This is a genomic window from Metallibacterium scheffleri, assembly GCF_002077135.1.
GTDB lineage: Bacteria > Pseudomonadota > Gammaproteobacteria > Xanthomonadales > Rhodanobacteraceae > Metallibacterium > Metallibacterium scheffleri.
Map to the genome: position 1 here is coordinate 847,113 of NZ_LDOS01000002.1, position 13,932 is coordinate 861,044.

At 62.4% G+C, this 13,932-nt stretch carries 11 protein-coding genes; all 11 read left to right on the top strand.

From position 1 onward, the window contains the following. Positions 1-211 precede the first annotated feature (211 nt). The 11 genes from Mschef_RS08980 (at position 212) to Mschef_RS09030 (ending at position 13,890) form a co-directional block, all read left to right on the top strand. Entirely contained in the window at positions 212-1,495 is a 1,284-nt protein-coding gene (locus tag Mschef_RS08980; protein ID WP_081127693.1) for an NAD(P)/FAD-dependent oxidoreductase, read from the top strand. Between the two features lie 258 nt (positions 1,496-1,753). After that, positions 1,754-1,957 (top strand): YgaP family membrane protein, encoded by a 204-nt coding sequence (locus Mschef_RS08985; protein ID WP_081127696.1) that lies wholly within the window; start codon positions 1,754-1,756, stop codon positions 1,955-1,957. Between the two features lie 11 nt (positions 1,958-1,968). Then, complete coding sequence (locus Mschef_RS08990) at positions 1,969-3,057, top strand: efflux RND transporter periplasmic adaptor subunit (RefSeq protein ID WP_081127699.1); 1,089 nt, start codon at positions 1,969-1,971, stop codon at positions 3,055-3,057. 4 nt (positions 3,058-3,061) lie between these two features. Continuing rightward, positions 3,062-6,313, top strand: a complete 3,252-nt coding sequence (locus Mschef_RS08995; RefSeq protein WP_081127701.1) for an efflux RND transporter permease subunit — start codon at positions 3,062-3,064, stop codon at positions 6,311-6,313. 217 nt (positions 6,314-6,530) lie between these two features. Further along, positions 6,531-7,076: a GspH/FimT family pseudopilin gene (locus Mschef_RS09000; RefSeq protein WP_168708815.1), complete on the top strand. Its 546-nt coding sequence runs from the start codon at positions 6,531-6,533 to the stop codon at positions 7,074-7,076. A gap of 10 nt (positions 7,077-7,086) precedes the next feature. Continuing rightward, positions 7,087-7,581 (top strand): type IV pilus modification protein PilV, encoded by a 495-nt coding sequence (gene pilV / locus Mschef_RS09005; protein WP_081127707.1) that lies wholly within the window; start codon positions 7,087-7,089, stop codon positions 7,579-7,581. Beyond that, positions 7,503-8,714, top strand: coding sequence for a PilW family protein (locus Mschef_RS09010; RefSeq protein WP_081127710.1), 1,212 nt, complete (start codon positions 7,503-7,505; stop codon positions 8,712-8,714). Before pilV ends, Mschef_RS09010 begins: the two co-directional genes overlap by 79 nt. Further along, positions 8,711-9,322, top strand: a complete 612-nt coding sequence (locus tag Mschef_RS09015; protein WP_081127713.1) for a pilus assembly PilX family protein — start codon at positions 8,711-8,713, stop codon at positions 9,320-9,322. Before Mschef_RS09010 ends, Mschef_RS09015 begins: the two co-directional genes overlap by 4 nt. A gap of 30 nt (positions 9,323-9,352) precedes the next feature. After that, positions 9,353-13,156, top strand: coding sequence for a pilus assembly protein (locus tag Mschef_RS09020; protein WP_176212432.1), 3,804 nt, complete (start codon positions 9,353-9,355; stop codon positions 13,154-13,156). 43 nt (positions 13,157-13,199) lie between these two features. After that, a complete protein-coding gene (locus Mschef_RS09025) occupies positions 13,200-13,472 on the top strand; it encodes a hypothetical protein (RefSeq protein WP_136256222.1) in 273 nt (90 codons plus the stop codon). A 16-nt stretch (positions 13,473-13,488) separates the two neighbouring features. Beyond that, positions 13,489-13,890, top strand: coding sequence for a type IV pilin protein (locus tag Mschef_RS09030; RefSeq protein ID WP_081127719.1), 402 nt, complete (start codon positions 13,489-13,491; stop codon positions 13,888-13,890). Positions 13,891-13,932: the final 42 nt, after the last annotated feature.

Sequence of the window (13,932 nt, forward strand, 5' to 3'; positions counted from 1 at the left end):
AACGATCTTGCGATTGCTGCGCGGCGTGGTCATATCGACTCCTGCGGGTTGCTAATGGTGGGTAGTGTGCCCGCTTGCCGACAACAGGGGTACTCTTCGCCGGTGCTATCGGGTCATTGACAGGTTGTGCTTTGTTTAAATAAGATAACTCTAATATTATACGCCGGACTCAGTGCGCACAGTCGCACGCAACGACACAGCGAGAGGGAACATGGCAAAGATCATTGTGCTGGGCGCCGGTATCGGCGGCATGACGGCGGCGTATGAACTGCGCGCCGGGTTGGGTCGCGAGCACGCCATTACCGTGGTCGGTGACGGGCCGAGGTTTTCATTCACGCCTTCCAACCCCTGGGTGGGCATCGGCTGGCGCAAGGTGGGCGATGTGCAGCTCGAGGTCGAACCGTATCTTGCGCGCAAGAACATCGACTTCATCGACGAGCCGGCCACCGAGATCCGCGCCGCGCAGAATCTCCTGCTCACGCGCAGCGGCAAGGAACTGGCTTACGACTATCTGGTGATCTGCACCGGCCCCAAGCTGGCCTTCGATGAGATCCCCGGTCTGGGCCCGGACAAGCATTCGTTTTCGATCTGCACCACGCCGCACGCTGATGCGACCTGGCATGCCTACCAGGAGTTCGTCAAGGATCCCGGCCCGGTGGTGGTCGGCGCGGCGGCCGGCACGAGTTGTTTCGGCCCGGCCTACGAGTTCGCCACGATCATCGAAACCGACTTGCGCAAGCGCAAGATCCGCGACCGCGTTCCGATCACCTATGTCACGCCCGAGCCCTATGTGGGGCACATGGGCCTGGGTGGCGTGGGCGATTCCAAAGGTTTGATCGAGGCCGAGTTCCGCCAGCGCCATATCAAGTGGATCTGCAACGCGAAAGTCGTCGAGGTTACGGCCACCGAGGTCGTGGTCAACGAACTCGACGGCAAGGGCCAGTTGCTGCAGGAGCATCGCATCCCGAGCAAGTTCAGCATGGTGATGCCGGCGTTCAAGGGTGTCGACGCGGTGGCGGCGGTGGACGGCCTGTGCAATCCGCGCGGCTTCGTGCTGATCGACAAGCATCAACGCAACCCGAAGTATCCCAACATCTTCTCGGCCGGCGTATGCGTGGCGATCCCGCCCGTCGAAGTGACCCCGGTGCCCACGGGCGCGCCCAAGACCGGCTACATGATCGAGTCGATGGTGGGTGCGATCGTGCACAACATCGCCAGCGAGATCGCGGGCCAGCCGGCCGATCAGGTCGCAACGTGGAATGCGATCTGCCTGGCCGACATGGGCGACACCGGCGCCGCCTTCGTGGCGCTGCCGCAGATCCCGCCGCGCAACGTCACCTGGGCCAAGGTCGGCAAGTGGGTGCACCTGGCCAAGGTGGCCTTCGAAAAATATTTCATGAACAAGATGAAGACCGGCAACACCGATCCCATCTACGAAAAATACGTACTCAAGGCGCTGGGCATCGAGCGCCTGAAGAACACGCCGAAGCCCTGAGAGGCTGTGAATTTTTCAGCCTCTCAGCCCGGCCATGGATGGCCGGACGCGAAGCGGTCACGCCAGTGGCTGATTCGCGCAGGCGCGTACGGACCTGTGCCGGACGCGCCGATGAAAAATTCCGCACGACGCGGAATTTTTCACAGGCTCTGAGTACTCGCGCGCGGCATCAAGCCCGCGCGAGCGTTTCACCTTGGCGCCGGCGCTGAGCCTCGCGTCCGGTGCCGATTCACCCGCCACCATGGAGCCGTGTCAACCATGAACATCGACCGCATCGTTTTTGCTTTTGCCGGCAGCATGATCCTGATCAGCGTGCTGCTGGCCTGGCTGGTATCCCCGTTGTGGATGCTGCTGGCGGCCTTCGTCGGGCTGAACCTGCTGCAGTCCGCGTTCACCAGCTTCTGCCCGCTGGCGATCGTGTTGCGCAAGCTCGGTCTGCCGGCCGGTTGCGCGTTCCGGTGAGGCGCGTGCCCATGCCAAGCCTGCGCGGGCTTCTGCTGGGTGCCGTCGTGACGCCGGCACTGGTGCTGACTGCGTGCAGCCATCCGCAGGCGCCGGCAGTGGTGGCGAATGCCGCTGCGCCGATACCGGTATTGACCGTGTCCGAGCAGGTCACGCCACGCGACCGCGTGTGGGATGGCACGGTGCAGGCGGTCAATCGCGCCACGTTGTCGGCGCAGACCGCGGGGCGCGTGGTCGAACTGCCGTTCGATGTCAACGATTACGTGCCCAAGGGCGCGGTGGTGGCGCGCTTCACCGATGTCGAGCAAGGTTCGGCGGCGCGCGCCGCAGCGGCCCAGGTGCGCTCGGCGCAGGCCGCGTATACCGACGCCGAAGCGCAATACAGCCGCATCGCGCAAGTCTATGCGCGCAAGCTGGTGTCCAAGGCGCAATACGACCAGACGCTGGCCGCGCGCGATTCGGCCAGGGCCGCGCTGGATGCCGCGCAGCAGAATGCGCGCGCCGCGCTGCAAAGTCAGAATTACACCGTGGTGCGCGCGCCCTACGCGGGCATCGTCACCCAGCGTTTCGTGCAGATCGGCGAAGCGGTGCAGCCGGGCCAGCCGCTGATCGCCGGCATCTCGCTCAACCAGTTGCGCGTCGAGTTGCAGGTGCCGCAAAGCGACGTCGATGCCATCCGCAAATACGCGCGCGCCTGGGTGGTGCTCGATGGCGGGCGCAAACGCATCGAAGCGGCCAAGGTCATCGTGTTCCCCTATGCCGATCCGACCACGCACACCTTCACCGTGCGCCTGGAATTGCCGCCGGCCGACACCGGCCTGAATCCCGGCGAGGTGGTGCAGGTAGCTTTCATGATTGGTTCGCGGCCGCGCTTGCTGGTGCCGGATTCGGCCTTGCTGCAACGTGGCGAGATCACTGGCGTTTATGTCGTGCGCGACGGCGGGATCACGTTGCGCCAGGTGCGGCTGGGGGCGCGTTTCGGCGCTCAGGTCGAGGTGATCTCGGGGTTGACGGCAGGCGAAACCATCGCCAGAAATCCGCTGCAGGCGGTGGCCTGGCTGGTCAAGCAGCACCGCAAGTCGAACGATCAGGGAGCCTGAACGCATGGCTGGCACCAAGCCGCTCGGCATTTCCGGGCGTATCGCGCGCGCGTTCCAGGCATCGCAGATCACCCCGTTGCTGGCGATCGTGGGCCTGCTGCTGGGCCTTGCCGCGGTCATCATCACCCCACGCGAGGAGGATCCGCAGATCGAGGTCACCATGGCCACGATCACGGTGCCGTTCGCCGGCGCCGATGTGCGCGATGTGGAAAACCTCGTCGCGTTTCCGCTGGAGCAGAAAGTCTCCGAGATCCGCGGCATCAAGCATGTGTACTCGGTCAGTCGTCCCGGCGTGGCGGTGATCACCGCCGAGTTCCGCGTCGGCGTGCCGCGCCAGGAGGCGATCATCCGCCTCTACAACAAGGTTTATTCGAACCTCGACTGGGTGCCGCCCGGCGTGGGTGTGGGCCAGCCGATCATCAAGCCGATGGGCATCAACGACGTGCCCATCATGACCCTCACGCTGTGGTCCGATCACGCCAACCCGGTGCAACTGGCCGAGGTCGCGCGCACCCTGGAAACCACGCTCAAGACCGTGCCTGGAACGCGCGACGTGTACAGCGTCGGCGCGCCGCAGCGCGCAGTACTGGTCAAGCTCGATCCTGGCAAGCTGGCTGCCTACAACCTCACCGTCACCGACTTGGCCAATGCGCTGAAGGCGGCCAACGTAGCCACCGATGCCGGTGACGAGTACAGCCGCAACACCGATTTTCCGGTCAAGGCCGGCCTGCTGCTGATGGATGCCAACGAGGTGCACAACCTCGTGATCGGCCTCGCCGGAGGCAAACCCATCTACGTGTCCGATGTCGCCGAGGTCGTCGGTGGCGCCAACTACCCCACCAGCTATGCTGCCTACGGCACGCCGGCGGGCATGGGCGGGCCGGCCACCGGACTGGCGCCGGCGGTGACCATCGCCATCGCCAAGAAGCAGGGCGAGAACGCGATCAACATCACCGACGCCATCCGCGCGCGTCTGACCCAGCTCAAGAACATCGAGATCCCCGCCGACGTGCACGTGGCGGTGACCCGCGATTACGGCCGCAGCGCCGATGCCAAGGCCGCCGAGCTGATGGAGCACCTGCTGCTGGCGACGGTATCGGTGGTGCTGTTGATGTTGCTGGCACTGGGCTGGCGCGAGGCCGTCGTGGTCGGTGTCGCGGTGGTCATCACCCTGGCGATCACCTTGTTCGCGTCGTGGGCGATCGGTTTCACCATCAATCGCGTGTCGCTGTTCGCGCTGATTTTCTCCATCGGCATCCTCGTCGACGACGCCATCGTGGTGGTGGAAAACATCCACCGGCACATGGCCATGGGTAACAAGAAGCTCAGCGCGGCTATTCCCATCGCCGTGGACGAGGTAGGCGGCCCGACCATCCTGGCCACCTTCACCGTGATCGCGGCGCTGTTGCCGATGGCTTTCGTCGGCGGCTTGATGGGGCCATACATGCGCCCGATCCCGATCAACGCCAGCGTCGGCATGCTGATCTCCCTGGCGGTGGCCTTCGTGGTCACGCCGTGGATGGCCTATCACCTGCTCAGGAAGCTGGCACAGCACCACGAGGACCACGGCGCCGGGCCGGGCCATGCCGCCGAGTCCAGGCTCGATCAGAAGCTCTATGCGCTGTTCAATCGCGTGATGTCGCCGTTCCTGCTGGGCGACAAGGCCAAACGCAACCGGCGTCGCCTGTTCGCGGCGATCGGCTTGCTGGTATTACTGTCGGTGAGCCTGGTCGGCGTCAAGGCGGTGATCCTGAAGATGCTGCCGTTCGACAACAAATCCGAGTTCCAGGTGGTGTTGAACATGCCCGAGGGATCGACCCTGGAGCAGACCAACCGCGTGCTCACCGACATGGGCCAGGTGCTGGCCAAGGTGCCCGAGGTCGTCAACTACCAGTTGTATGCAGGCACGCCGGCGCCGATCGATTTCAACGGGCTGGTGCGCCAGTACTTCATGCGCACCTTGCCCTATCAGGGCATGATCCAGGTGAATCTGGTGGGCAAGGACCAGCGCTCGCGGCAGAGTCACCAGATCGCGCGCGCGGTGCGTCCGGCGCTGGCGGCCATCGCCACGCGCTTCCACGCGCATCTGCAGGTGGTCGAGATCCCGCCCGGGCCGCCGGCGCTGGCGCCCATCGTGGCCGAGATCTACGGCCCGAGCTACACGGTGCAAAAGAAGATCGCGCTGGACGTCGAGCACCTGTTCGAGCACACGCGCAACATCGTCGATGTGAATACCACCGTCGAGAATCCCGGGTCACAGCGCAAGCTGCTGGTGATCGATCGCACGCGCGCCGCGACACTGGGCGTGAGCCAGCAGCAGATCGTCGATGCCATCGCCGCGGGTCTGGGCGGCATCGATGCCACGTACCTGCAGGATGGCAATGCCAAGCACGCGATCCCGGTGGTGCTGCGCCTGCCGCAGTCCGATCTGGGCTCGCTGGATTCGGTGCTCACGCTGCGCGTGCGCGCGCAGGCGGGGCAGTTGATTCCCTTGTCCGAGGTCGTGCATGTCGAGACCACACCGTGGTCGGACGCGATCTATCACCAGGATCTGCTACCCGTGACCTACGTCACCGGCGATGACGCCGGGCACGTGGACAGTGCGCTGTACGGCATGTTCACGCTGGTCAGCGAGATCAGCCAGCGCACTTTCGACGGCTACCATCTGAGTCAGCACTTCATCGGCCCGCCCGCGAACGGCGACAGCTTCTCGATCAAGTGGGGCGGCGAGTGGACCACCACCTACGAAACCTTCCGCGACATGGGCCTGGCCTATTCGGTGGGCCTGATCCTGATCTATCTGCTGGTGGTCGGGCAGTTCCGCAGCTATCTGGTGCCGCTGGTGATCATGGCGCCGATTCCGCTGACCGTGATCGGCGTGATGCCCGGGCACTGGCTGATGCACGCGCAGTTCACCGCCACCTCGATGATCGGCATGATCGCGCTGGCCGGCATCATCGTGCGCAACTCGATCCTGCTGGTCGACTTCATCAACCACTCGGTGCTGGCCGGCAAGCCGCTGGAAGAGGCCGTGATCGAGGCCGGCGCGGTGCGCGCCAAACCCATCATCCTGACCGCGCTGGCGGCCATGATCGGCGCGTTCTTCATCCTCAGCGACCCGATTTTCCAGGGCCTCGCGGTATCCATGGTGTTCGGCATCTTCGTGTCGACGCTGCTGACGCTGGTGGTGATCCCGCTGCTGTACTACGTGTACCTCAAACGCTACGGGGTGCAGGCGCTGCGGCACGAAGTGTGAGCGCGACGCGCGGTCGGCTGCGCGCCTGCAGCCAGCAGCCGCGCGCCACCGTGCGGTTCATCCGGCACGCGTCACGAATGTGACCGCGAGCACGTTTTGTCTTCGCGCACCGGCCATACGTCGGCTGAACGCCGCCATTCGTCGAATGGCATGTCGCACCCGTGTCTCGCTGTGGTCAATCTGCGCGTGCGGTCGTCGGCCGCGACAGGGGGCGGCAATGCGCAATGCGCGCGGATTCACTCTGCTGGAACTGATGGTCGTGCTGATCATCGTGGCGATCATGCTGGGCATCGCCATACCCGACTTCCACACCGTACTGCTGAACCGTCGATTGAATGGCTTGATCGACAACCTCTACAACTCACTAAATTATGCGCGCAGCACAGCGCTCAGCAACGATGAGCCGGTTACCGTATGCCCGCTTGGCTCCGCTGGAGGCACGACCTGCGGAAGCAACTGGAACGCGGGTTGGATCGTGGTCAAGCAGCCACCACAGGGAACCAGTGCGGTGCTGAACACCACGGTGTTGAGTGCGAACGGACCTACATTGAACAGCGTTCCCATCGGCTCAGGTTCCTCGGTCACGCAAATCACTTTCAATGGCCTAGGCCTGCTCAGCACTACTCAAACTCTGCTCGTTGCGTGCGACTCGCGCGGCAGTAGCGCCGCGCGCGCGATTTCGGTTTACGCCACCGGCTTCATCCAGGCATCGAATACGCCGGGCATGGCAGCCGATGGCACGACTTCGCTCACCTGTCCCTGAGGAAGCACACATGAAACGTCCGCTGCGTGCCGCCGGCTTCACCTTGCTCGAAGTGCTGGTGACCGTGGTCATCTTGTCGATCGGCATGTTGGGCGTGGCTGGCGTGTTGCTGCTGGTACACAAGAACAATGCGGCAAGCTACATGCAGCAGCAAGCGGTGCAGGATGCCTACGACATTCTTGACCGCATGCGCGCCAATCGCTCGGCTGCATTGCAAGGCCTGTACGACGTGGCCCCACCCAGTTCGGCACCAACCAGTTGTTCCAGCAATACGTGCAGTCCACAACAGATGGCGAACTACGACTTGTGGCAGTGGCATTCCGATCTGGTGAACGAGCTGCCTGCGGCGACATCCAGTATTTCCACCGCGACTCCGGCGGGTGTGTCCTCCGCCAACCAAGACGTGCAAGTAACGGTCAAGCTGCAATGGAGCGATGCACCCACGCTGCAGGCGTTGAAGCAAACAGTCAAGCCCGCCAGCTACACCTTGACGACGGTGCTGTGATGAAACGTTCCATGGGATTTTCGCTGGTGGAACTGATGGTGGCGATTGCCATCGGCCTGGTGATACTCGCCGGCGTCGTCACCGTGTTTGTCGCGCAGCGTCAGGTTTATGGCACCGCGACGGCCCAAGCCTCGATGCAGAACGCTGAGAATGCGATTGCGGCCATGGTCGCTCCGGCCGTGCGTGGCGCCGGATTCGCTGGTTGCGGCGCATTTTCCACGACCGGCAACATCATCAATTCCGGAAGTCTGCTTTACAACTTCAGTGCGCCTTTGTTCGGTTTTTCGGCCAACACCGCGATGAGCGGGCTGAATGCGGCCAACGCAACCAGCACGGGCAAATGGACGCCTGCGCTGGACAGTTCGTTCGCCAACAACATGCCCGAGGCCGGCAGCGACGTGATCGTGGTGGGCGGGGAATTGCCTGGCACCATTCCGGTGCCGGTCACCGACATCGTCGGCAACTCAGGGCAATTGACGATCCAGAGCCAGCCTTTTCCGCCGCCATCAACGGCCACGGTACAGCCCGGCATGATTGGTGCGGTCAGCGATTGCGCCAAATCGATTGCCTTCACGATTTTTTCTCAGGCAGGCGCCAATTCGAACAATCTGATCATCCACCACGACCAAGGCACTGGCATCGGCAGCAACAAACAGGCTGATTTCGCGCCGAATTTCCCGTTGGGCTCGCAGTTCGTGCTGTTGCAGCAAGAAGCGTTCTATGTTGCGCAGGGACCGGGTGGACAGAGCGCGCTGTACGGCGCGGTGATGATGTGCGGGCAGTGGCAGTCTTTGGCGGTGCTTGCTTCGGGTTGTTCGAATGGCAACGGCGCCAATGCGAGTGCTTCGGCACCGCAACCGCTGGTGCCCGGCGTCGACAACATGCAAATCCTCTATGGCATTGGCGCCGGCGGCGTGACCCAGCAATGGGTGCCTGCATCTGCGGTGACCAATTGGGCGCAGGTGTATGCCGTGCGCATGGGTTTTCTGCTGGAGGGACCGCTCGGTTCGGCGCCGCCGGGAGCCAACCCAACCAGTTGGCCGGTACTCGGCACCACGGTCAAGGTGCCGCCGGATACCCGACTGCGCCATGTCTATGTCATCACACTGTCGATCAGGAACGCCACGTTATGAACGCGATCATGCGCGGGATTCGGGAATCGTGGCTCGAAATTCGAGAAAGCCACGAACTGGCCCTGCAAGCCAGCAGTGAGTGTCATGCCAACGCGTCGCGCAGGCAGCGAGGTTTCGTGCTGTTGACGGCGTTGGTGTTGCTGCTGGTGCTGACCCTGGCGGCACTGGTGGCCATGGTGTACCAGGCCAACCAGGCGCGTGTCGCCGGTAACACGGCCAACGCGCAGATCTCGTTCGAGACCGCCGAGGGCGCGTTGCGTATCGCCGAGGGCCAGTTGCTCACGGGCGCGTATACAGGCGTGCCGTTCACCACAGCCGGCAACAACGGACTGTATCTTTTCAATCCATTGCAGGTGCCGCTGTGGACGAATCCATCCACATGGAGCGGATCCGGCACCACGTTTGCGTCGACGTTTTCCGGTCTTTCCAGTGCCGCGCCGCAAGTGATGATCGAGCAGCTGCCCAGTGTGGCCATGCCCGGGCAAAGTCTGGCATCGGTGCAATACGGCGGCGGCGTGCAGACAGTGAATGTCTATCGCATCACCGTGCGCGCGGTGGGCGCCAACGGCAAGGCACCAGTGATGGTGCAAAGCATCTTCCACGAGTAACCGACACGTGCCCACGGCACAAGGTGCGTCATGAAATTGCACGCTGCGTTCCGCAATCTGGCTACTGGCACCGCGTTGGCGGTCATCGCGGGTTTGTTCGCGCCGCCGATGATTCCGGTGCAGGCCGCGACCACGCCAACGATTCTAATTTCGCAAATACCGCTGAGCGTTGCCATCCCGGTGCATCCGCAAGTGCTGTTCGCGGTGGGCAACTCGCAGTCCATGGATGGCGATTTGGGTGGTGCGATCATGACGGGTTCCGGCAGCCTGAGCGCGGGCCAAGTCTCGTTGTACAACTCCAGTTCCCCCGTGAATTACACCGTGCCCAGTGGGTTCACGCCGCCGGTCGTGCCGTCCGCGGCAGGTGTTGCTCCTTACACTGCAGTCAACGCCAGCGGAAATCTGGTCGACAACAGCGCCAGCCGGCTGAATGTCGCCAAGGCCGGGCTTGCGGCCATTCTGCAGGCCTACATGGGCAGTACCGATTTTGCGCTGGAGGATTACGCGACATCGGGGACCAGCCTGTATTCGACCTGGGTGTACTACATGTCGCCCAATGGTGGTCCATTCACCTTTGCCAACGCGCTGCCGGCGAATGGCTATACCAACTATGCCGCCTATGCGCTCGCCGATCCGAACGCCAGCCCCGCGCCCACGTTGTGGACGATCAATCCCTGTTACCAGTACACCATTGCCTCGAGTTCGGTGAGCAATGACTGCTCGCAGATCGACAGCACGCTCTACGGTGGCACGATGGCCAGCTACCAGTACATGCAGATCGGCGCCACCAGCGACGAGCCGGATATCAACGATGTGCTTTATGCATCGGGTCAGCCGGCGGTCTATGTCGATTATGGCGGCACCTACGCGGCGTCAGGTCCCAATAGCGGGATCTCGATCAACCCGCCGACATCGACGCCATATACTCTTTTCTCCTTGTCGAACTACAACAGTGGCAAGATTTCTGTTGGCTACAACAATGCCGTGCCGTCGGCGAATACGGTCACCGGCCCGACCAATGCGGGTTATGTCCCTTATTCGCCGCAGGTCATGTATGCGCACCGCGGCTTCGGCTACTACGTCAATAGCGTGACCTCCAACAGCGGCGCTGTGCTGGTGCCGATGACCAGCGCGGGCAAGCAACCCACGACCAGCAGTATCAGTACCGCCATCAGCACGTTCACGCCTTACCTGGCGCCGGAAACCAACAACTCGAGCAGCTCCGAGATCAAGGCACTGGCCTACCAGTCGCCGATCGCCGGACTGGTTTCCAAGGCAGGAGCGTACTTGCAAGGACTAGTGAGCGACGAAGAGGCCTGTCCACCCAAGCAGTATGTCGTGCTGGTGACTGATGGTCTGCCGACGATGGACCTCGATGGCAATTTATGGCCACCGCTGGGCAGTGCTGCCGCGCAAGGTTATCACGTCACTGCAGCTTTCAATGCGGATGGGTCACTCAATGCATCGGCCACTAATGACCAGGCATTGATTGACGCGGTCAACACCATTGCCCAACTCAAGACTCAAGGAATCGAAACCTATGTGGTGGGCCTCGGCGCGGGCGTCGATCCATCCGCCAATCCTCAGGCGGCGGCGGCGCTGACGGCCATGGCCATCGCCGGCGGCACGAGCAGCTATTTTCCGGCCACGAGTCCCAGCAGTTTGGTCTCGCAACTCTCGGTCATTCTGAACCAGATCCAAGCGGGCAGCTTGTCCACGGCGTCGGCGGCAGTCAATTCGACCGGCCTGAATACCGGTTCGGATGTCTACGAGGCTTCGTACAACACCAACTGGACTGGCGACCTGCGCGAGTTTCCGATCGATGCCAGCAATGGCCAAGTGAATACCGCTTCCAGCAATGCGGTATGGAGCGCACAGACGCAGGTCGATACGCAGTCAAGCGGGACAGGTTGGAGCACGAACCGCATCATCGCAACCTGGAATCCCGCGTTATCGGGTGCGGCGTCAGGTGCATCGCCCGGTGCGGGTGCGCCGTTTCGGTGGGGCACGACCGGTACATTGTCGGCAAACTCCATATCGCCTGCACAGCAATTACTGTTGCAGCCCAGCGATACCTTGGGCCAGGAACGCCTGCACTATTTGCGTGGGGATCAGACCAGGCAGCAAAGCAATGGCGGACCATTCCGCAATCGCGCGCATATCCTCGGCGACATCGTCGACAGCAACCCGATCTATGTGGGTGCGCCCGATGGACCCTATGCAAGCGGTTCCGGTTTCAGCACCAGCTTCAACAGCAGCTACCAGAGCTTCGAGAGCACGTATGTCAATCGCCAGCCCATGCTTTACGTAGGCGCCAATGATGGCATGCTGCATGCGTTCGATCCCAAGACCGGCAAGGAGCTGTTTGCTTTCGTGCCCAACGGCGTCTTCGCCAACCTGATCGATCTCACCCAGCCCAACTACAGCCACCAGTTTTATGTCGATGGATCGCCGCAGGCGGGTGACGTGCAGTTCGCGGATGGCACTTGGCATACCTTGCTGGTCGGCGGCGAGAATGCCGGCGGCAACAGCATCTATGCGCTGGATGTGACCACCCCGGCCAGTCTGACGACCGAATCCGCCTTGGCCAAGGCGGTGCGATGGGAGTTCAGTGGTTCGGGCGGCGGTGGCATGGGTTATACCTACAGTACGCCGGCGCTAGCTCTGACTTGCGTACCCAGCCCCGGGTATCAGTCGCCGTGCAGCAATTCCAACGCTACCTTGCAGGGCATGTTCATGGCGTTCTTCGGCAACGGCTACGACAGCCCGTCCAATCACGCCATTCTGTATGCAGTCAATGCCCAAACTGGCGCACTACAGGCCAGGATCGATCTGTGTGCGGCGGTCAGTGGTGCCTGCAACCCCAATCTGCCGGATGGTTTGTCCAGCGTGGTGGCGGCCAATTCGGACGGCATCATCGGTGCGCCGGTCGATCACGTGTTCGCCGGCGATCTGCAGGGCAATCTGTGGTCGATCAACGTGTCCAACAGCAGCCCCAGCAAATGGACCGTGCGCTTGTTGTTCCAGGCGCGCGACGCCAACGGCAACCCGCAGCCCATCACCACGACGCCAGCAGTCACGCTCAACCCGAATTATCCCAACCAACTCGGCTTGATGGTGTATTTCGGTACCGGTCAGCTGTTGGCGGCCAGCGATTTGAGCAGCACGCAAACGCAATCGTTTTATGGCGTGTGGGACAAACCGACCACCAGCGCGTCCAGCATCGCCAATGCTTACACCCGCAGCAATCTGCAGGCGCAAGTCTTGACCACGATATCTGCCGCGACTGCGGGACTACCCCAGGCCGTGCGTACCGTCACCAACAACTGCGTCTACTACAGCACGACGACCGGCTTGCCCAGCGGTTGCACGGCACCGAGCAGTACGCCCAGTACGGCACAACTGGGCTGGTACATGGATTTGCCGGCCAGCGGCGAACGCGTGATCACTGATCCACGCCTGGAAAGCGGTGCCGTGGTGTTCACCACGAACGCACCGACTTCGGCATCAAGCACGCAGTGCAGTGTCGGCTTCAATTCATGGCTGATGGATGTGAACTACGTCAACGGCGGTTCATTCTCGCAGCCGGAGCTGGATGTCAACGGTGACTACACGATCAATGGTGGTGATCAAGTCACAATTGGCGGCACGACCTACAACCCGGTGGGCATGAGCATGGGCACGGTGTACTCGGCGGCACCAACCATCATCAGCGCCGATCTGGGTGCCGCGCACGCCTTGAAGCTGATCACGCGTTCCGATCAGACCATCAAATCCGTGCAGGAACGTGGCGGTGGGCCAACGCGCGTAGGCTGGTGGCAGATCATTCAATAGGAGAGTGGCGATGAACAGATGGCTTACGACCCTCGCTGCATGCGTGCTCTGCCTGCTGCTGGCTCGACCCAGTCAAGCGATCATTGCCGTCGGAGTGGCACACGGCACAGTGCAATCGGTCAGTGTCAGCAACGCGCGTGTCACCATCGCGGGCAAGAGCTATGCGATCACCCGCGATACCGTTGTCGTCGGTGCCAAGAGTCTTGGACAGATATCATCGGGCGCGCGCGTGACAGCGATACTCACGCCAGATGGCAAGACGGTGACGAGGCTGATCGTGCAACCGGCATCGCCGCAACCGAAAGCCAAGCACTGAACATGGGACTTGTCCAATGAAACGCAGCGTAGGCTTTACCTTGATCGAGTTGATGATCGTCGTGGCGATCATCGCCATTCTCTCGGCTATCGCGTACCCGGCATACAACAAGTACGTGCTGCGCAGTCGACGGTCGGACGCCTATGCTGCGCTGAATCAGGATCAGGCCACCATGGAGCGCTGCTACGCGCAGTACTTTTCGTATGCGCCGACCACGGCGACGTGCCCTGCTGTTCAGACCACATCGCCTGAGGGGTACTACAGTGTCGTTGCCTCCAACGTGACCGCAACGACGTACACCCTCACCGCGACCGCGATTGGTCCGCAGGCACAGGATACGGGCTGCGCGACGCTGAGCCTCGACCAGGCCGGCAACAAGACCTCGACCGGCGGCAGTGCCAACTGCTGGGGTTCCTGAGGCGGGGTTCCGAGACTCGTCCATGCGATGCATTTGGACGTC

Coding starts and splice junctions, on each gene's coding strand:
- Mschef_RS08985 (WP_081127696.1), top strand. CDS start 1,754: ATGAACATCGACCGCATCGTTTTTGCTTTTGCCGGCAGCATGATCCTG.
- Mschef_RS09010 (WP_081127710.1), top strand. CDS start 7,503: ATGGAGCGATGCACCCACGCTGCAGGCGTTGAAGCAAACAGTCAAGCC.
- Mschef_RS08990 (WP_081127699.1), top strand. CDS start 1,969: ATGCCAAGCCTGCGCGGGCTTCTGCTGGGTGCCGTCGTGACGCCGGCA.
- Mschef_RS09015 (WP_081127713.1), top strand. CDS start 8,711: ATGAACGCGATCATGCGCGGGATTCGGGAATCGTGGCTCGAAATTCGA.
- Mschef_RS09030 (WP_081127719.1), top strand. CDS start 13,489: ATGAAACGCAGCGTAGGCTTTACCTTGATCGAGTTGATGATCGTCGTG.
- pilV (WP_081127707.1), top strand. CDS start 7,087: ATGAAACGTCCGCTGCGTGCCGCCGGCTTCACCTTGCTCGAAGTGCTG.
- Mschef_RS09000 (WP_168708815.1), top strand. CDS start 6,531: ATGCGCAATGCGCGCGGATTCACTCTGCTGGAACTGATGGTCGTGCTG.
- Mschef_RS09020 (WP_176212432.1), top strand. CDS start 9,353: ATGAAATTGCACGCTGCGTTCCGCAATCTGGCTACTGGCACCGCGTTG.
- Mschef_RS08995 (WP_081127701.1), top strand. CDS start 3,062: ATGGCTGGCACCAAGCCGCTCGGCATTTCCGGGCGTATCGCGCGCGCG.
- Mschef_RS08980 (WP_081127693.1), top strand. CDS start 212: ATGGCAAAGATCATTGTGCTGGGCGCCGGTATCGGCGGCATGACGGCG.